Origin of the sequence: Thioalkalicoccus limnaeus, assembly GCF_041197575.1 — a bacterium.
Classification (GTDB): Bacteria; Pseudomonadota; Gammaproteobacteria; order Chromatiales; family Chromatiaceae; genus Thioalkalicoccus; species Thioalkalicoccus limnaeus.
Genome location: NZ_JBDKXB010000005.1, coordinates 167,664 through 185,007, shown reverse-complemented (window position 1 = coordinate 185,007; position 17,344 = coordinate 167,664). Strand labels below are relative to the sequence as shown.

The following is a 17,344-nucleotide window of genomic DNA, read 5'->3' as shown; positions in this document are numbered from 1 at the left end:
GCAATTCCGGACGGATCCATCCGAACTACCTGAATCCGAGCGCCGTCATGGCGGCCGGGGACAGAAGCCGATCCAGTGTCGATGCATCGAGCACTCCTTGCTCCAAGGCCAGGGTACGCACGCTCTGGCCGGTTTCGGCCGCCCTCTTTGCGATCCCGGACGCCGTCTCGTAGCCAAGCGCCGGCACCAGTGCCGTGACGACCGCCCAGGAGCGTTCGACCTGCTCGCGGCAGTGATCGGCATTCACTTCGATACCCGCGACGCAGCGTTCCGCCAGGCTTGAATCGGCGTGCTCCAAGACCGCCAGCATCTCCAGCAACGCATTGGCGACCAGGGGCAGAAAGGCATTGAGCTCCAGCTGACCCGACTGACAAGCCTGGGTGATCATCGCGTCGTTGCCCACCGCGGTCATCGCTGCCTGGGTCGCAGCTTCGCAGATGACCGGATTGACCTTGCCCGGCATGACGCTGGAGCCGGCCTGGACCGCCGGCAGGCGCAGCTCGGACAGTCCCGTCCGTGGGCCGGATGCCAGCAGGCGCAGGTCGGACGAGATCTTGTAGAGGTTGACCGCGTGGGCCTTGAGGATGCCTGAGACCTCGACATAGGCATCGGCGTTCTGGGTCGCGTCGAGCAGGTTCTCGGCGCGGGCGAGGTTGAGTCGGGTCTCCTCGCGCAGCCGGTCGGTGACGCGGAAGATGTAGTCGCGCGGCGCGGTCAGTCCGGTGCCGATCGCGGTCCCGCCCAGGTTGACCACACGCAGCCGCTCCTTGCACTTGAAGACGCGCCAGCGGTCGCGGGCGAAGGCCTCGGACCAGGCGCCGAAAGCCGCGCCGACGGTCATGGGGCAAGCGTCCTGCAACTGGGTCCGGCCCATCTTGACGAGGCCTTCGTGGGCCTGCTCTTGAGCCTGGAAGGCCGACTGCAAGCGGGCGATGGCCTGTTCCAGCCGGTCCAGTGCCTGAAGCGCCGCGACCTTGAGCGCGGTCGGGAAGACGTCGTTGGTCGACTGGTGCAGATTGACCTGATCGATGGGGTGAACGCGCTCGTAACGCCCAAGCGGTCCGCCGAGCCGTTCCTCCGCCCGGTTGGCGATCACCTCATTGAGATTCATGTTGAGCGAGGTGCCGGCTCCGCCCTGGAGGGCATCGACCTGGATCCACTCATGCAGCTTACCGGCGACGATCTCGCGGCAGGCGGTGAGCATGGCCTCAGCCTCTTCCGTCGGCAAGAACCCGAGTTCGGCATTGGTGCGGGCGCAGGCCAGCTTGACCTGCGCCACGCCCCGGATCAGCTCGGGACGGCATGGCCGCCCCAACAGCCGGAAGTTGACGAGCGCACGGGCCGTGTGGATGCCGTAATAGGCGTCGGCCGGCACGGCCAGCTCACCGAGCAGATCTCGCTCGATCCGCATGCCGGGTGCGATCGATCCGCGCGAATCTCCGGCGCCCATCTCAACAGAAGACGTCGCGCTTTCCGTGGCGAACCCGGTCCAAGATCAGATTCGCGACGCGGCGGTCGGCATCGGCCATCTCGGCCAGATCGCGCGCGATAGCCGCCTCACCGGCCAGAACCGTCTCCGGCTGGGCGTAATCGAGCAGATACTCCATGAAGGTGCCAACCGAATTAGGTCCGCATTTGGCCTTGATGTCAGCGCTCTTGGCCCAGTGCATGAAGTCCTCGCCGGTGCGTCCGTTGCGATAGCAGGCCGTGCAGAAGGACGGGGTATAGCCCAGCTCGGCCAGCTCGCGCACCACCTCGTCGAGCGGCCGGTGATCGCCGAGCGAGAACTGGCTGGCGTCGAAGTCTTCCAACGCGCCCTCGTCCGGCAAGGCGACGGTCTCGGCATGGGCGGCATAGCCGCCTGGGTTGGTGCGGCTGCCCGCCGAGATCTGCGACACGCCGAGGGCATAGGTCGCGCGCCGCATCTGCGCCGTCTCCCGGGTCGACATGATGAGGCCGGTGTAGGGGACGGCGAGGCGCAGGATAGCGACCAGCTTCTTGAAGTCCGCGTCCGACACCGGATGCAGCGGCGATTGCGAGAGCAGCGAGCCGTGAGCAGGCTCGATACGCGGCACGCTGATGGTGTGACAACCGGCGCCGAAGGTGGCTTCGAGATGCGCCGCATGGGCCATGAGCGCCAGCACGTCGAAGCGCCAGTCGCCCAGGCCGAGCAGCACGCCGAGTCCGATGTCGTCGATGCCCGCCTGCATGGCCCGGTCGGGAGCGGTCAGGCGCCAATCCATGTCGCGTTTCCTGCCCGCCAGATGAACGGCGGCATAGAGGTCGCGCTGGTAGGTCTCCTGGAAGAGCTGGTAGGTGCCGATGCCGATGGCATGGAGCTGGCGGAATTCCTCGACCGAGAGGGGCGCCAGGTTGACATTGATACGCCGGATCTCGCCGGAGCCAATCTTGAGCGCATAGATAGCCTCCAGCGCATCCAGAACGGACCTCAGCCCATTCGGATAGGATTCGCCGGCGACCAGCAGCAGCCGCTTGTGTCCCTGCGCGATCAGGACTTCAGCCTCGCGTTCGATCTCGTCGAGCGACAGGGCGCGACGCTTGAGCGCGGTGTTGTCTTTGCTGAAGGCGCAGTAACTGCACGCGTTGCCACAGAGATTGGAGATGTACAACGGGGCGAAGAGGACGATGCGCTTGCCGTAGATCGCCTCTTTGACCCAGCGCGCAGAGACAAAGAGTTCATCGAGCAGCGCGGGATCCTGAATCTGGATCAGGGCGGCGACATCCTCGATGGTCAGCCCCCCGAGTTCGCGTGCCTTGGCCAGGATCTCACGAACCCGCCCGGCCTCCTCACGACGGTCGTCGGCGAGGACGGCGGCAATCGCCTCGGCATCGAGCCAGGAGGCGTCGGTGTCGGTCCGTGATACGGGGAGGGAGGAAAGCCCGCGGCCCACGCGCGCAGGAGTGCTCATGCTGTCATCTCCACAGGCACATCGGATCGTCGCCCCGTCGCTCACACGGCGGGACCGCGAGGCGCAACTCGGCGCTCATATCGCCCAGCCGGCCACCAGCAACACGACCTGCACCCCAATGGGATAAAGATACACCAGTTTCCGACCAGCGTTGTCACGTCCCTGGGGCGGGCGGCCTGTCGCCGGCACGCAATCGGTTCGAGGCCGATTATGCGTTGGGCTGGGCGCGAAACATCTGGGCCGATGCCTTGACCTGAACAGAATGGCCAGGCCTCGGCCTGGCCATGCGTTCCGACGCATGGCGGGCAGTGGGCGGCGTCGCCGCAAGCCTCCCTCGCTTGGACAGGAACGAGAGGCACCGTGACCTCGCGGTGCCGCGCGGTGCTTCGGCGGACAGGATGCCGGACGCCACGCATGGCCCTGGGACCACACCCCGCGGTCAGATGTCGAAGGCGCTGCCGCCGCCGGCCATCGTCCGTTCGATGACCGCCCTCGTCAGATGCGGCGCGAAGCGCTCGATGAAGGCGTAGACGAAGCCGCGCAGCCAGGCGTTCCTGCGCAGCCCGATGCCGGTGACGTTGGCCGCGAACAGATGGGCAGCGTCGAGCATCCCGAGGTCGGCGTCCTGCTCGGGATCGTAAGCCATTCGCGCAACGATGCCGAGACCCAGCCCCATGCGGACATAGGTCTTGATGACATCGGCGTCGGCGGCGCTCAACACCACCTTCGGTGCGATCCCACGCGCCTCGAAGGCCCGATCCATCTGGCGGCGCCCGGCGAAGGCCAGGTCATAGGTCACGATCGGCCAGAGCGCGAGATTCTCCAGCGTCAGCAACGGGGTCGCGAGCAACGGGTGACCGAGCGGGGCAACGACGACGCGATTCCAACTGTAGCAGGGCAGGACCAGCAGGTCCGCATAGTCGGCGAGGGCCTCGGTCGCGATCGCGAGGTCCGCCTCGCCCTCGAGCACCATCTCGCAGATCTGTCGCGGGTTGCCCTGATGCAGCGAGAGTTCCACGTCGGGGTAGGCCGCGATGAAGTCACGAATCGCCTCCGGCAACGCGTAGCGCGCCTGCGTGTGGGTCGTCGCGATGGCCAGGCGCCCTTTGTTCTCGTCGCTGAACTCGCGCCCGACCTGACGCAGGTTGTCGAGTTCTCCCAACAAGCGCGACGCGATCGCGAGCACCTGACGCCCCGGCTCCGTGACCTCCACCAGGCGCTTTCCGTGGCGCTCGAAGATCTCGATGCCGAGCTCGGCCTCGAGCTGGCGGATCTGCTTGGAAATCCCCGGTTGCGATGTATGCAGGGCCGCCGCCGCCTCCGAGACGTTCAGGCCCCGGCGAGCAACCTCCTGCACATAACGCAGTTGTTGTAGGTTCATCGGTCCTCGCGAAAAACAAATAACTTTTTTTCATATCAATCTAACTTCAAATTCCTTCTTTTTCAAAACTCCTGTCAATAACATCTCGTCGCAACACCCCCAGGTCGGTCGCCGTCGCACCGCGCGGGCCGACCGCCAGGATCCGGCCAGGCCCGGGATAAAGCACCGAACGAACCAACCGCGAGCGCCGAGATGGAACGATACACGCCAGACGAGCAACAGCGCATCGATGCGCGACTGACCGGGTTCCTCGATCAGCTCGCCCAGTACCAGGCCGGGACGCTGTCCGAGGACGCGTTCCGACCCCTACGGCTGCGCAACGGGCTCTATTTCATGCGGGAGGCGCCCATGCTGCGGGTCGCCATCCCGTATGGTCGCCTGGCGAGCCGGCAGCTGCGCCGCCTGGCCCGAATCGCCCGTCAGTACGATCGCGGCTACGCTCACCTCACGACACGCCAGAACGTCCAGCTCCATTGGGTCACACTGGCGGATCTGCCGGCGATCCTCACCGAACTGGCCGAGGTCGGGCTCTACAGCATCCAGACCTCGGGGCCGACGATCCGCAACATCACGACCGATGCCTTGGCCGGCGCGGCGGCCGACGAGCGGGCCGATCCGCGCCCCTGGTGCGAGATCCTGCGCCGCTGGAGCCTGATGCACCCGGCCTTCGACAACTTGCCGGGCAAGTTCAAGATCGCCGTGACCGGGTCGCCGCTCGATCGGGCGCTGATCCGGGTCCACGACCTCGGGTTCGAGCTGCACCACGATGCCGACGGCGCGCTCGGCTTCCGCGTCGTCATCGGTGGTGGGCTGGGACGCAATCCAGCCCTCGCCGAGGAGATCGAGGACTTCCTGCCCTGGCCGCACCTGCGGAGCTACGCCGAGGCGGTCCTGCGCGTCTACGACCGCCTCGGACGGCGCGGCATCCCGTACAAGACGCGCTTGAAGACCCTGGTGCAGACGGTTGGCCGGGACCAGATCCAACACCTGGTGCGTCAGGAGTGGGCCGGCCTCGCAGACGGGCGGCTGACGCTCAGCGAGGCCGAGCTGAGCCAGGTCGAGGCGCTCTTCGCTCCGCCCGCTTACCGGCCCGATCCGCGCGACGACATTCGATATCACCGACACCTCGCCGCGAACCCGGCGTTCGCCGCGTGGGTACAGCGCAACACGCAGGCCCACCGGGAGACCGGCTTCGCCCTGGTCACCCTGTCGACCAAGGGTCCAGCGACGGCCCCCGGCGACCTGACGACCGAGCAAATGGAGCAAGTCGCCCGCTGGGCCGAGGCCTACAGCTTCGGTGAGGTACGCGTGACCCGCGAGCAGAACCTGGTGCTCGCCCACGTCGCCCAACGCGACCTCTTCGCGCTCTGGGAGCAGGCGCTCCGAGCCGGCCTCGCCGAGCCCCATCGCGGCCTCGCAACCGACATCACCGCCTGCCCGGGCGGGCGTTACTGCGACCTGGCCAAGGCCGAGACCGCCAGCCTCGCCCGCGCGATCCAGCACCGCCTCGCGGATCCCGCCCTGATTCAGGACATCGGCGAATTGACGCTCAACGTCTCGGGCTGCGTGAACGGCTGCGCGCACCACGGCGTCGCCCAGATCGGCCTGCGCGGGGTCGAGAAAGGCGGCCAGGACGGGTTTCAGATCGCGCTCGGCGGCGAGACGGGGCAGGTCACCCATCTTGCCGAGATCCTCGGCCCGGCACTCGCGGCCGCAGAGATCCCGGGCGCTGTCGCGCGTCTGATCGAGACCTACCAGCAACTCCGCCACCCGCGCGAGCCTTTCATCGACACCCTGCGGCGGGTCGGCCTGCCGCGCTTCCGGGAAGCCGTCTACGCCCCCCTGACGCCGCACCTCCCCGGCCGGCACCGGCTCGCCCCCGCCGGCCAGTCATTCCAGCCAACACACGAGATTGGAGCCGCCCGATGCATGCGGATTGGACACGGAAACTGAAGGATCCGGGCCTCGAAGACCGGATCTGCGAGACATCGCAACCCCATGGGCTGACGCACAACACCATGACCACCCTGACCAAAGAGACGCTGAGCCACCTCGATTGGCTGGAGGCCGACGCGATCCACATCCTGCGCGAGGTCGCCGGTCAGTGCGCCAACCCCGCGCTGCTCTTCTCCGGCGGCAAGGACTCCATCTGCCTGCTGCGGCTCGCCGAGAAGGCCTTCCGTCCCGGCTGCTTCCCGTTCCCGCTGCTGCACATCGACACCGGCCACAACTACCCGGAGGTCGTCGCCTTCCGCGATCTGCGGGCCGCCGAGCTCGGCGCACGGTTGATCGTGCGCTCGGTCGAGGATTCGATGGCCCGCGGCACCGTGGTGCTGAAACATCCCGACGAATCGCGCAACAGGCACCAGTCGGTCACGCTCCTCGAGGCGATCGAGGAGTTCGGCTTCGATGCCTGCATCGGCGGGGCGCGCCGCGACGAGGAGAAGGCCCGCGCCAAGGAGCGGATCATGAGCTTCCGCGACGAGTTCGGCCAATGGGACCCGAAGAACCAACGCCCAGAGCTCTGGAGCCTGTACAACGCACGCACCCACAAGGGCGAGAACATCCGCGCCTTCCCGATCAGCGACTGGACCGAACTCGACGTCTGGCAATACATCGGCCGGGAAGGACTCCAGCTGCCGTCGATCTACTTCGCTCATACCCGGCGGGTCGTGCGCGCCAACGGCCGGCTGCGGCCGGTGACCGCGCTGACCCCGGCCCGCCCCGGCGAACGGGTCGAGAGCCTGCGCGTGCGCTTTCGCACCGTCGGCGACATCCCCTGCACGGCCCCGGTCGAATCCGACGCCGACACGATCGACAAGATCCTCGCCGAGACCGCGGTCACCAGCCTGAGCGAGCGCGGCGCCACACGCCTGGACGACCAGACCAGCGAGGCGGCGATGGAAGAGCGCAAGCGGGCCGGCTACTTCTGAGCGGCCCCGGGCCCCCCGATCACCCGACCCAGATTCAGGAGCCACCCATGTCCGCCCTACCCAACACCTCCGCCCTGTCCGCGCTCGCCGAGCGCGACAACGGCCTGCTGCGCTTCCTCACCTGCGGCAGCGTCGACGACGGCAAGAGCACGCTGATCGGCCGGCTGCTCTTCGACACCAAGGCGATCCTCGCCGACACCTTGAGCGCCATCCGCGAGACCTCCGGCCGCCGTGGCCTCGGCGAGCTGGACCTGTCCCTGCTGACCGACGGCCTCCAGGCCGAGCGCGAGCAGGGCATCACGATCGACGTCGCCTACCGCTACTTCTCGACCGGTCAGCGCAAGTTCATCATCGCCGATGCGCCAGGTCATGAGCAGTACACCCGCAACATGGTCACCGCCGCCTCGACGGCGAACCTCGCGATCCTCCTCGTCGATGCCCGCAAGGGTGTGCTGACGCAGACCCGGCGCCATTCGTACATCGCCCATCTAGTCGGCATCCCGCACCTGGTCGTCGCGGTCAACAAGATGGACCTGGTCGACTACGACCAGCCGGCGTTCGAGGCGATCCGCGCCGACTACCTGGCCTTCGCCGACCGACTCGGCATCGGCGACGTGCGCTTCATCCCGATCTCGGCCCTCCGGGGCGACATGGTCGTCGAGCGCGGCCAGGCGCTCGCCTGGTATCACGGACCGACGCTGCTCGAGATCCTGGAGACCACCCCGGCCGCCCACACCGAGCGCCCCGAGGCCTTCCGGTTTCCCGTTCAGTACGTCTGCCGCCCGCGCGCGGCGCTCAACCCGGCACTGCACGACTACCGGGGCTTCTCGGGACGAGTCGAGTCGGGCGCCATCGCCCGCGGCAGTGCCGTGACCGTCCTGCCCTCGGGGCAGTCCAGCCGCATCAAGGACATCCAGATCGGCGGCATCAGCCAGCCCAAGGCCATCCACGAGCAGTCGGTCACGCTGCTGCTGGAGGACGAGATCGACGTCTCCCGCGGCGACATGCTGGTCGCACCGCACGAGGCACCGAGCCCCACCAAGGAGATCACGGCCTTCGTCTGCTGGCTCGGCGAGGCACCGCTCTCCCCGGCCCGACCCTACCTGCTCCGTCACACGACCCGCGAGGTCCGGGCCAAGGTCGCGCGGATCGAATACCGCCTCGATGTGAACAGCCTCGCGCGCGAGCCGGCGACCCAACTGGAGATGAACGACATCGCCCGCCTGACCTTGAGGCTCGCCCAGCCGATCTTCCCCGACCCCTACGCCATCAACCGCGCCACCGGGGCCTTCATCCTGATCGACGAGAGCACCAACAACACGGTCGGGGCCGGCATGATCGAGATCGACCCACCCGCGACGGACGAGTCGACAACTGGCCGCGCGCCGGCCTAGTCCGCGGTCGTTCCCGGCCCGAGCGCGGTGCCGAGAAGATCCGGCAGCGGAAGCAGTTGATCGCGGGAAAACCGAATCGGCGCGATGATCAGGCCTTGCCGTGCACCGATCCGAGGGGACCTTGAAAACTTGCCATCCGGGCAATTCCTCAAGACGCGAAGCGAAAATGGGATTTCCGCTTCGCTGCATTTTCAATCGCTTAGGCGACTGAAAATGGCGGGGCATCCTTGCCCCGCGCGGGCACCTTGAATTTTTCAAGGTGCCCACGAGCCGCGTAGGTCGGGTTAGGCGCGCCGACACGGCGGTCCATGACAAAGAGTAGGCTGGCGCGCGCCGTAACCCGACATCGGCCTGGCCCAGGCGTGGAAGTCATTTTCGTACGAGCTCGTCATGCAACCTCCAGTGTCTGAGAACCAAGCCAATCGACACGTGAATCCACTGCTCACGTTGCGCGACGCTAAACGACCTCCCAGCCCCAGGCGCTGGGGCGCAAGGGCTGGCCCGAGCCCGACGATAGCGGCATCACTGGATCGGTGAACGCGGGAGCACGGCCTCCTTGATGCGCTCCTCGGTCAACTCGGGCGAGCAATACTCGATGAAACGCAGGGCGTAGCCGCGCAGATAATGACCCCGGCGCAGCGCCACGCAGGTGGTGTTGATCTCGAACAGGTCGTCGGCATCGAGCCGCCGCAGACCGGCGTCGCGCACCGGGTGGTAGGCCATCGCAGCGATGATGCCGATGCCGAGCCCGAGTTCGACATAGGTCTTGATCACGTCGGCGTCGAGCGCGGTCATGACCACGTCGGGGGTCAAGCCGGCGCGGGCGAAGGCGGCGTCGATGCGGGCACGCCCGGTATAACCCGGATGGTAGGTGATGATCGGGTGATCGGCGATCGCCGCGAGTGTCAGGGGCGTCCGCTCGGCCAACGCGTGCCCCACCGGCGTGATCAGAGCGTGCCGCCACTGGTAATAGGGGAAGCTCACCAGGTCGTCCTCGGTGGCCAGGGCCTCGGTCGCAATACCGATGTCCACCTGACCTTCACGCAACAGGGCCACGATCTCCCGCGGGCCGCACTGATGCAATTCCAGACCGACCTTCGGGAATACCGCCTTGAACCGCGCCACCACCGGTGGCAACGCATAGCGGGCCTGGGTATGGGTCGTGGCGATGGCCAGGCGCCCCTTGTCCTGCTGCGCGAATTGCTCGCCGATGCGCTTGACGTTCTGGATGTCGAGCAGGAGGCGTTCGACGACCGGCATCAGCTCCTTGCCCGGTTCGGTCAAGCCGAGCAACCGCTTGCCACGCCGCACGAACAGCTCGACACCGAGCTCGTCCTCCAGGTCCTTGATGTGCTTCGACACGCCCGACTGGGCCGTGTAGAGGGCGCTGGCCACCTCGGTCAGGTTGAATTGGCGGCGAACGGTCTCGCGCACGATGCGCAATTGTTGGAGGTTCATCCTAGGTCGCCTTGCGGGGAAACAGATCGAGGCCGACATCCTCGCCAAATGGCGGGCGATAGCCGCCAACGCCAGCCGGAGCACTGGCCTCGTGGCGCGCGCACGAGACCTCGAGACAGGGATCGAGCAGCCCGGCATCCGCGACCTCGGCGAACGACAGCGCGACCAGCGCACAGCCGTTGAGGCGGGGGACGGGTCGGGGCATCGGCGGACATCTCGGATGGCGATCGAAGCGCCTAGGCTAACGCAGCGGCGAAATAACCGGAACGACATAATCGTTATGATGTTATTTCTCTACGAAATATGGGCGACCCCAATGTTCGCCGCGACCCGCTGATAAGCTTTGCAGAATTCGTTCGTTCCTCATCGCTGGGGGCACGCGCTCTAATCGCGGTCCCCGGATTCTTCCGGGCCTTCGATCCACTGCCGACCAGAGGCCTTGACCATGAGATTCTCGAGCAGACCCCTGATCCTTGCTACCGCGCTGGCTTTATCGACGCTGACCGCCGCTCAGGCCGAGACCCGCCTGCTCAATGTGTCCTACGACCCGACGCGCGAGTTCTATCGGGAATACAACGAACTGTTCAATACCTGGTGGACGGCGCAAGGCAACCCGCCGGTCAGCGTGCAGCAATCGCACGGCGGGTCGGGCGCGCAGGCACGAGCGGTGATCGACGGGCTCGACGCGCAGGTGTTGACACTGGCCATGTCGGCCGACATCGACGCGGTTGCCAGCCGTACGGGCAAGGTGCCTCAAGACTGGCAGGAACTCCTGCCGGAGAATTCCGCGCCCTACACCTCGACCATCGTCTTCATCGTCCGCGCGGGCAACCCGAAGAACATCAAGGACTGGGACGACCTGCTGCGCGAGGACGTGTCGGTCATCACGCCGAACCCCAAGACCTCGGGCGTGGCGCGCTGGAACTACCTCGCCGCCTGGGCCTATGCCGACCGGAAGTTCGGCGGCGACGAGGAGAAGATCCGCGAGTTCGTCGGCAACGTCTACCGCAACGTTCCCGTGCTCGACACCGCCGCGCGCGGGGCGACCACGACCTTCGTGCAGCGCGGCATCGGCGACGTGTTGCTGAACTGGGAGAACGAGGCATTCCTCGCGCTCGCGGAATTCGGCACCGACACCTTCGCGGTCGTCCTGCCCTCGGTCTCGATCCTGGCCGAGCCGGTCGTCGCGCTGGTCGAGGGCAACCTGCACAACGATGAACAGGCCGCCGCGGCACGCGCCTATCTCCAATACCTCTTCAGCCCTGCGGCACAGGCCCTGACCTTCAAGCACGGCTACCGCGGCTTCGATACCTCTGCGGCCGATCCGGCGGATGTCGAGCGGTTCCCCGAGATCGAGCGCGTCTCGGTCAACCGGTATGGCGGCTGGGCCGCGGTGCAGCCTGAGCACTTCGGCGACGGCGGCATCTTCGACCAGATCTTCGAGGAGTGAGCATGGCCCGCGCCCTGCGCTTGCGCGAGCCCTCGGCCCTGCCGGGCTTCGGGCTCGCTTTCGGGGTGATGATGACGATGCTCTCGATCATCGTCCTCGTCCCCATCGGCGCCCTGATCTTGCGCGGCGCCGACATCGGCCTCGACGAGATCTGGCGGATCCTGAACACGCGCCGCGTCTGGAACGCACTGACCTTGTCGTTCATGACCTCGCTGTACGCGGCGCTCTTCAACCTCGTGTTCGGCGTGGCACTCGCCTGGGTGCTGGTGCGCTACCGTTTTTGGGGGCGACGGATCCTGGATGCCACGGTGGACCTACCCTTCGCCTTACCGACAGCGGTCGCCGGGATCGCGCTGACGGCGATCTACGTGCCGCAGGGGATGCTGGGCCAGTTCCTCGTGCCGATCGGCATCCAGGTCGCCTATACCCAGCTCGGCATCTTCGTCGCTTTGGTCTTCGTGGGCCTGCCCTTCGTGGTGCGCACCGTCCAGCCGGTGATACAGGAGATCGAGACGGAGGTCGAGGAGGTTTCGGCCACGCTCGGCGCAGGACGGTTGCGCACGTTCGCGCAGGTCGTTCTGCCGAGTCTGCTGCCCGCGGCGCTGACGGGTTTCGCGCTCGCACTCGCGCGCGCGGTCGGCGAATACGGCTCGGTCATCTTCATCGCCGGCAACCTCCCCAACCGAACCGAGATCGCGCCGCTGCTCATCGTCATCCGCCTCGAGGAGTTCAATTACGACGGCGCCGTAGCCATCGCCATCTCCATGCTGGCGATCTCTTTCGCGATGCTCTTGGTCATCAATCTCATCCAGGTGTGGAGCCGCAAGCGCTATGGCTGAAGCAACCCCCGCCCCGACCGCACAATGCACCGCGCCCATCGTGCGGCACCGCGCGGCCACCGACGAGCCGATCTGGGTGCGCCGAGCGCTGATCGGGCTCGTACTCCTGACCCTCGGCTTCCTGCTCTTCGCCCCCCTGTTCGCCGTCTTTGCCGAGGCGCTGCGGCAGGGGCTTCCTGCGGCGGTGCGTTCGCTCGACAGCCCGTCGGGGCAGGCGGCGATTCGGCTCACGCTGCTTGTCGCCGTGATCTCGGTGCCGCTGAACGCAGTCTTCGGTCTGGCCGCCGCCTGGGCCATTGCCAAGTTCGATTTCCGGGGTAAGGCATTCCTGATCACGCTGATCGATCTGCCCTTCTCGATTTCGCCTGTCGTCGCTGGACTCTGCTTCGTGTTGCTGTTCGGCGCGCATTCGGCCTTCGGTGTATGGCTGGTGTCGCAGGGTCACCAGATCGTCTTTGCCGTGCCAGGCATCGTGCTCGCCACGATGTTCGTGACCTTCCCCTTCGTCGCGCGCGAACTCATTCCTCTGATGGTCGAACAGGGGCGATCCGAGGAGGAGGCCGCGCTGACACTCGGGGCAAGCGGCTGGCGGACCTTCCTCACCGTGACGCTGCCGAACGTGAAATGGGCGCTGCTCTACGGCGTCCTGCTCTGCAACGCCCGGGCGATGGGCGAGTTCGGCGCGGTCGCGGTCGTCTCGGGCAAGATCCGCGGCGAAACCACGACCATGCCGCTGATGATCGAGATGTTCTACAACGAGTACATGGCCGTAGCAGCCTTCACGATGGCCGCACTCTTGACGCTGCTCGCCCTCGTGACCCTCACCTTGAAGTCGTTGCTGGAAGTGGCCTATGCCGACCAGCTCGCCGCCACACACCGGCACCACTGACGGAGGACGCCATGAACATCGACATCGACCAGATCTCCAAGGACTTCGGCGCCACCGCTGCGCTCCACCCCGTGTCGCTCGTCATCCCAACCGGGAAGCTCGTGGCGCTCTTGGGACCTTCCGGGTCAGGCAAGACGACGCTCCTGCGCATCCTCGCCGGCTTGGAGTTCCCGACCTCCGGGCGGGTGCTGTTCGATGGCCAGGACGCCACCGGCATGCCCGTGCAACAGCGGCGCGCGGGCTTCGTCTTCCAGCACTACGCGCTCTTCAAGCACATGAAGGTCTTCGACAACATCGCCTTCGGACTGCGCGCCCGCCCCCGCCGGACGCGCCCGCCGAGGGCCGAGATCGCGCGGCGGGTGCAAGAGCTCCTCGAACTCATCAAGTTGCCCGACATCGGCCGGCGCTATCCGAACCAACTCTCGGGCGGACAACGCCAGCGCGTTGCGCTCGCGCGCGCGCTGGCGATCGAGCCACGCATGCTGCTCCTCGACGAGCCCTTCGGCGCGCTCGACGCCAAGGTCCGCAAAGAGCTTCGTGGCGGCCTGCGCGATATCCACGACCGTACCGGCCTCACGACGGTCTTCGTCACTCATGACCAGGAAGAGGCGATGGAACTCGCCGATCTGGTGGTGGTGATGTCGATGGGGCGCATCGAGCAGGTCGGCACACCCGAGGACATTCGTGCCCATCCGAGAACCGCATTCGTGCGCGAGTTCATCACGGACAGCCGCGCTCACGTCAGACCTCTGCTGGTGCGCAAGTTGAAAACGGCATGACCGATGTGCCCACCCTTGACCTGATCGCCCGGGAAACCGGGCATGGACGGATGCGCGATGCCCGTCGCGCGAGAAGAGGTGCCCGCAGGCCCGCATGGATTCCGAGCGCATGCGCGGTTGCGTGGGAGTGTCGGCGCCTTTGGCTGTCCACTAGCGAGCGGAGGATTGGCCACTTCGGTCCTGGTGCAACGCTCGTCGAGCGATGTGTCGACGCCATACCCGAGTGCCTTCACCTGAGTTCGGCGGCCGGCTTGCCGGTCAAGCGGTAGCAGTCGATTGGTACCTCCTTGGCCCGCTCCAATACGTCGCTGACTTATCGCGTGTGCGACACCGCTTCTTGGCTGGGCATTCAAGCCGCCCATCTCTCAGACAGCACCTCTGCCTGCTGCCACTACTGTCCGGGGAGACTTTGCACCTAGCCGCATAACCATCCGTAGAGCGATGCAAAAAGGTCGATTTCTAGGTGTCACCGATTTGAAGCGGCGCGGGGGTCTCCGAAATGTCCTGTTTCAGGGATTTTGGGGACGCCCTCATGCATGTCGGTCGGCTCGTTTTCGCCCAGGTCATCGATCGTTTGCCTATGCACACCGTCCGGCGTTGCGTCGCGCGCTACGGCGGCAACCGCTACACGAAGACCTTCTCCTGTCTCGATCAATACCTTTGCATGGCGTTTGCGCAGCTCACCTTTCGCGAGAGTCTGCGCGACATCGAGGCCTGCCTGCGCGCCCAGAAACACAAGCTCTAGCACATGGGCATTCGTGGTCAGGTGTCGCGAAGCACCCTGGCCGACGCCAACGAACGGCGCGATTGGCGCATCGATGCCGACCTCGCTCAGGCGCTGATTGGCATCGCCCGCCCGCTGTATGCCGAGGAGGATCTGGAGCTCGAGCTCGACAACACCACCTATGCGCTCGACGCCTCCATCATCGATCTGTGCCTGTCGGTGTTTCCGTGGGCGCTGTTTCGCTCCACCAAGTCCGCTGTGAAGCTTCATACCCTGCTGGATCTGCGCGGCAACATCCCGACCTTCATCCATCTTTCCGATGGCAAGCTACACGACGTCAATGTGCTGGACATCTTGGTGCCGGAGCCCGGCGCCTGCTACATCATGGGCCGCGGCTACGTCGACTCCCGTCGACTGTTCCGGCGGCGCATGGATGGGGGCTTCTTCGTCATCCGCCACCGGTTACCGCGTGCGGATCACCGCGGCCGAGCGCGAGCTGGTGGTGCTCAACGAGGCCGGGATCTAGCGCTGGCACCGGCGCGCGGGTGCCCCCGAGGATCCTCGGTCACCGCCAAGGCGCAAGACGGACCGGCGACTGGCCGGCATCGTGACGCCGGCACGGCACCGGCGCGCTGGCCGGGTCGTCAGAAGATCATGACCTGGTACCCCTGGCTCGCGAGCGCGCGCAGGCTGGGCAGACCCGAGGTTCCCGGCGCCGCGTTGTCGGTGAGCATCGCGAAGCCGGCCTGCTCGGCGTCGGCGGCGGCGCCAAAGAAATCCGAGCAGGTTGCCGAGACGCCGGCCACCTTGTCCTCGACCGCCTTGTAGATACCATGCAGCGGGTGATCGGCCTTTGTCACCTGCCCGGCCCAGCGGGTACCGGCGCCAAGGAAAATCACCGTGACCTCGTCCCCGTTCTGTTTGAAGTCGTACGCGACACCGAGCGCATTGAACACGCGCCCCAGGGCCTCATCGCTGTTGGTCTGCGGATCGGACATCACCACAATGGCTGCTTTCATGTGCAGGTCCTCTCTTGAGTAGGTGTTGACCTCGTCGCTCCAATGCCTGGCAATGCAGCACCGCCCTGTTCCGCACGCGGGGCCGAGGCGGCGGCAACACAAGGGATCCGACATGCCCCGGCAAACCGTCGCTACCGCCTGACTGTCATGCCCGCATGCAAGGCACCCGAAGGATGAAAGAAGCCACGGGATAACACGAGGATTCGCCGACCGACTCAGCCATGTGCCGACTTATCCGTCACTTGGTCTTGTTTCCGTGTCCATCCTCGTGCATCCGTGGCTTCCTTTTCACGCTTGCCGAGTAGGCTTTTCCTCGGCCAGGGGCTCGACTAGGCTCCCACAAAGGCCCGGTCAGGTCCAGCCGCCGCACCACCCCCTTGGCACTGCTCGACGGCCCCTCGCGGTCGAGACGACACGCCGGGCACGGCAGTCGAAGACGCAACTTGCGACTTTCTGCGTGCTGCGTCGCTGATCGCGACTGAACCCGGCTCCCGTTCGCTCGTGAGCGAATGCGCTCCGGTCTCGAGCTCGCCGATCACCTCGGCCGGAGTCATCTCCCGGATCGCCCTGATCAATGCGAGTTCAGCTCGTGCGAGCTATAACTCATCATAGTGGCGCCGCTGCCGCGCAGCAGATCGACGGCTCGGCGCCTCTACCGGGACAGGAGGTCCCCAATGTCGCGCAGGTCCCTGATCACACGATAAACCTTATCTTCGACATACTCGGCCTCGTACGGATCGTAATACGATTGGCCATAACCGTATTGATCATAAGGTGCCTGGTCATAGCCGTACTCGTACACGCCTGCTCTGTCGCTCCAGCCAGGTGGGAGAGGTTCGCCCCGCTCGAGTTTCTTCTGCAGCCCAGGCGGCAGTCCGCCGTGATGGGGCGGCTGGGCAGATGCCGTCGGCAACAGGATCAGAACCAAGACGGTCGCACCTACGAGTCCAAAAGTACGGCTCATCGCGCACACCTCTAACACGTTATGGCATCGTTGTCAGACGCATTCCGGGATCTGGGCACCGCCCGATTTCCCGCTCTCCTACGCGGGGATCATCGCCACCTCTCATCTCGAAAACACCGCTCGCCATAGAGGTCTACCTCTCCCTGACCTTCCGCGCAGGCGGGGGACACGGAGAGCGAACCCCGAGCAGCCCTTACCATCAATTTCTCCTGGTCCAAGCCATGCGCCCGCTCAGGTGCGGCGTGGTTGCCAACCTGGCATGCCTTCCCTCTGGCCGGTGCTTGTCGGTGATCCTAACCGAAAAAACCTGAACGATTGCTGAACGAGCGGCCAGAACGCCGTCAGGTGGCTTGGCGGTGACCGATGTGGGCATGGAGCATCCTGGATGGTCCGTCGATCGATCACCCGGCGCGTCCGCAACGGGCCCACAGGAGTAGGCTGAGCGCACGCGAAGGCGTCAACCAAGCGATGCGCGCGCCATGGCGCTGGTGTGCGAGCACACGCGCAGCGAGCACCGGAGCGACCCGATCGCCAAAGCGGTCGACGAAGCCCTTCGGGTTGGTCTCGATCAGCGAGCGGATCAT

At 66.0% G+C, this 17,344-nt stretch carries 16 protein-coding genes and 1 pseudogene; 9 read left to right on the top strand and 8 right to left on the bottom strand.

Going from position 1 to position 17,344, the window contains the following annotated elements; genetic code table 11:
* Nucleotides 1–25 precede the first annotated feature (25 nt).
* Both ABC977_RS06375 and hydG read right to left on the bottom strand, forming a co-directional pair.
* Complete coding sequence (locus ABC977_RS06375; RefSeq protein ID WP_369666404.1) at nt 26–1,411, bottom strand: aspartate ammonia-lyase; 1,386 nt, start codon at nt 1,409–1,411, stop codon at nt 26–28.
* A gap of 40 nt (nt 1,412–1,451) precedes the next feature.
* Nucleotides 1,452–2,930, bottom strand: a complete 1,479-nt coding sequence (gene hydG / locus ABC977_RS06370) for a [FeFe] hydrogenase H-cluster radical SAM maturase HydG (RefSeq protein ID WP_369666403.1) — start codon at nt 2,928–2,930, stop codon at nt 1,452–1,454.
* Here hydG and ABC977_RS06365 point away from each other — a divergent pair.
* Complete coding sequence (locus tag ABC977_RS06365) at nt 2,879–3,187, top strand: FCSD flavin-binding domain-containing protein (protein WP_369666402.1); 309 nt, start codon at nt 2,879–2,881, stop codon at nt 3,185–3,187. The genes hydG and ABC977_RS06365 overlap by 52 nt on opposite strands.
* Before the next feature lie 182 nt (nt 3,188–3,369).
* Here the strand turns inward: ABC977_RS06365 and cysB are convergent, their stop codons facing one another.
* Nucleotides 3,370–4,311 (bottom strand): HTH-type transcriptional regulator CysB, encoded by a 942-nt coding sequence (cysB, locus tag ABC977_RS06360; RefSeq protein ID WP_369666401.1) that lies wholly within the window; start codon nt 4,309–4,311, stop codon nt 3,370–3,372.
* 192 nt (nt 4,312–4,503) lie between these two features.
* Between cysB and ABC977_RS06355 the strand changes: the two genes are divergently transcribed.
* From ABC977_RS06355 to ABC977_RS06345, 3 genes are all read left to right on the top strand, one after another.
* A complete protein-coding gene (locus ABC977_RS06355) occupies nt 4,504–6,264 on the top strand; it encodes a nitrite/sulfite reductase (RefSeq protein WP_369666400.1) in 1,761 nt (586 codons plus the stop codon).
* Between the two features lie 65 nt (nt 6,265–6,329).
* Nucleotides 6,330–7,244 carry a sulfate adenylyltransferase subunit CysD gene (cysD, locus tag ABC977_RS06350; RefSeq protein WP_369666460.1) on the top strand — a complete coding sequence of 305 codons (915 nt, stop codon included), beginning with the start codon at nt 6,330–6,332 and terminating at the stop codon, nt 7,242–7,244.
* A gap of 47 nt (nt 7,245–7,291) precedes the next feature.
* Nucleotides 7,292–8,638 carry a sulfate adenylyltransferase subunit 1 gene (locus ABC977_RS06345; protein ID WP_369666399.1) on the top strand — a complete coding sequence of 449 codons (1,347 nt, stop codon included), beginning with the start codon at nt 7,292–7,294 and terminating at the stop codon, nt 8,636–8,638.
* Between the two features lie 522 nt (nt 8,639–9,160).
* On the opposite strand, the gene ABC977_RS06340 is transcribed toward ABC977_RS06345, so the two are convergent.
* Both ABC977_RS06340 and ABC977_RS06335 read right to left on the bottom strand, forming a co-directional pair.
* Nucleotides 9,161–10,096 (bottom strand): CysB family HTH-type transcriptional regulator, encoded by a 936-nt coding sequence (locus ABC977_RS06340; RefSeq protein WP_369666398.1) that lies wholly within the window; start codon nt 10,094–10,096, stop codon nt 9,161–9,163.
* 1 nt (nt 10,097) lies between these two features.
* Nucleotides 10,098–10,301, bottom strand: a complete 204-nt coding sequence (locus ABC977_RS06335) for a hypothetical protein (RefSeq protein ID WP_369666397.1) — start codon at nt 10,299–10,301, stop codon at nt 10,098–10,100.
* Between the two features lie 240 nt (nt 10,302–10,541).
* On the opposite strand from ABC977_RS06335, the gene ABC977_RS06330 reads away from it, so the two are divergent.
* The 5 genes and pseudogenes from ABC977_RS06330 to ABC977_RS06310 form a co-directional block, all read left to right on the top strand.
* On the top strand, nt 10,542–11,546 hold the full coding sequence (locus ABC977_RS06330; protein ID WP_369666396.1) for a sulfate ABC transporter substrate-binding protein: 1,005 nt from the start codon (nt 10,542–10,544) through the stop codon (nt 11,544–11,546).
* A 2-nt stretch (nt 11,547–11,548) separates the two neighbouring features.
* Nucleotides 11,549–12,385, top strand: coding sequence for a sulfate ABC transporter permease subunit CysT (cysT, locus tag ABC977_RS06325; RefSeq protein ID WP_369666395.1), 837 nt, complete (start codon nt 11,549–11,551; stop codon nt 12,383–12,385).
* Nucleotides 12,378–13,274: a sulfate ABC transporter permease subunit CysW gene (gene cysW, locus ABC977_RS06320; RefSeq protein WP_369666394.1), complete on the top strand. Its 897-nt coding sequence runs from the start codon at nt 12,378–12,380 to the stop codon at nt 13,272–13,274. The genes cysT and cysW overlap by 8 nt, the downstream gene beginning before the upstream one ends.
* An 11-nt stretch (nt 13,275–13,285) precedes the next feature.
* On the top strand, nt 13,286–14,053 hold the full coding sequence (locus ABC977_RS06315; protein WP_369666393.1) for a sulfate/molybdate ABC transporter ATP-binding protein: 768 nt from the start codon (nt 13,286–13,288) through the stop codon (nt 14,051–14,053).
* Between the two features lie 532 nt (nt 14,054–14,585).
* Nucleotides 14,586–15,233, top strand: a pseudogene (locus tag ABC977_RS06310) (DUF4372 domain-containing protein); the annotation flags it as partial.
* Nucleotides 15,234–15,421: 188 nt separating this feature from the next.
* On the opposite strand, the gene ABC977_RS06305 reads toward ABC977_RS06310, so the two are convergent.
* The 3 genes from ABC977_RS06305 to ABC977_RS06295 form a co-directional block, all read right to left on the bottom strand.
* Nucleotides 15,422–15,796 (bottom strand): DsrE family protein, encoded by a 375-nt coding sequence (locus ABC977_RS06305; RefSeq protein ID WP_369666392.1) that lies wholly within the window; start codon nt 15,794–15,796, stop codon nt 15,422–15,424.
* 652 nt (nt 15,797–16,448) lie between these two features.
* Complete coding sequence (locus tag ABC977_RS06300) at nt 16,449–16,760, bottom strand: hypothetical protein (protein WP_369666391.1); 312 nt, start codon at nt 16,758–16,760, stop codon at nt 16,449–16,451.
* Between the two features lie 401 nt (nt 16,761–17,161).
* Nucleotides 17,162–17,344: a hypothetical protein gene (locus ABC977_RS06295; protein ID WP_369666390.1), complete on the bottom strand. Its 183-nt coding sequence runs from the start codon at nt 17,342–17,344 to the stop codon at nt 17,162–17,164.

What these genes read in the sequence shown, in the direction of transcription:
- ABC977_RS06375 (WP_369666404.1), bottom strand. Translation starts at nt 1,411, where the DNA reads ATGCGGATCGAGCGAGATCTGCTCGGTGAGCTGGCCGTGCCGGCCGAC.
- hydG (WP_369666403.1), bottom strand. Translation starts at nt 2,930, where the DNA reads ATGAGCACTCCTGCGCGCGTGGGCCGCGGGCTTTCCTCCCTCCCCGTA.
- cysB (WP_369666401.1), bottom strand. Translation starts at nt 4,311, where the DNA reads ATGAACCTACAACAACTGCGTTATGTGCAGGAGGTTGCTCGCCGGGGC.
- ABC977_RS06355 (WP_369666400.1), top strand. Translation starts at nt 4,504, where the DNA reads ATGGAACGATACACGCCAGACGAGCAACAGCGCATCGATGCGCGACTG.
- cysD (WP_369666460.1), top strand. Translation starts at nt 6,330, where the DNA reads ATGACCACCCTGACCAAAGAGACGCTGAGCCACCTCGATTGGCTGGAG.
- ABC977_RS06345 (WP_369666399.1), top strand. Translation starts at nt 7,292, where the DNA reads ATGTCCGCCCTACCCAACACCTCCGCCCTGTCCGCGCTCGCCGAGCGC.
- ABC977_RS06340 (WP_369666398.1), bottom strand. Translation starts at nt 10,096, where the DNA reads ATGAACCTCCAACAATTGCGCATCGTGCGCGAGACCGTTCGCCGCCAA.
- ABC977_RS06335 (WP_369666397.1), bottom strand. Translation starts at nt 10,301, where the DNA reads ATGCCCCGACCCGTCCCCCGCCTCAACGGCTGTGCGCTGGTCGCGCTG.
- ABC977_RS06330 (WP_369666396.1), top strand. Translation starts at nt 10,542, where the DNA reads ATGAGATTCTCGAGCAGACCCCTGATCCTTGCTACCGCGCTGGCTTTA.
- cysT (WP_369666395.1), top strand. Translation starts at nt 11,549, where the DNA reads ATGGCCCGCGCCCTGCGCTTGCGCGAGCCCTCGGCCCTGCCGGGCTTC.
- cysW (WP_369666394.1), top strand. Translation starts at nt 12,378, where the DNA reads ATGGCTGAAGCAACCCCCGCCCCGACCGCACAATGCACCGCGCCCATC.
- ABC977_RS06315 (WP_369666393.1), top strand. Translation starts at nt 13,286, where the DNA reads ATGAACATCGACATCGACCAGATCTCCAAGGACTTCGGCGCCACCGCT.
- ABC977_RS06305 (WP_369666392.1), bottom strand. Translation starts at nt 15,796, where the DNA reads ATGAAAGCAGCCATTGTGGTGATGTCCGATCCGCAGACCAACAGCGAT.
- ABC977_RS06300 (WP_369666391.1), bottom strand. Translation starts at nt 16,760, where the DNA reads ATGAGCCGTACTTTTGGACTCGTAGGTGCGACCGTCTTGGTTCTGATC.
- ABC977_RS06295 (WP_369666390.1), bottom strand. Translation starts at nt 17,344, where the DNA reads ATGATCCGCTCGCTGATCGAGACCAACCCGAAGGGCTTCGTCGACCGC.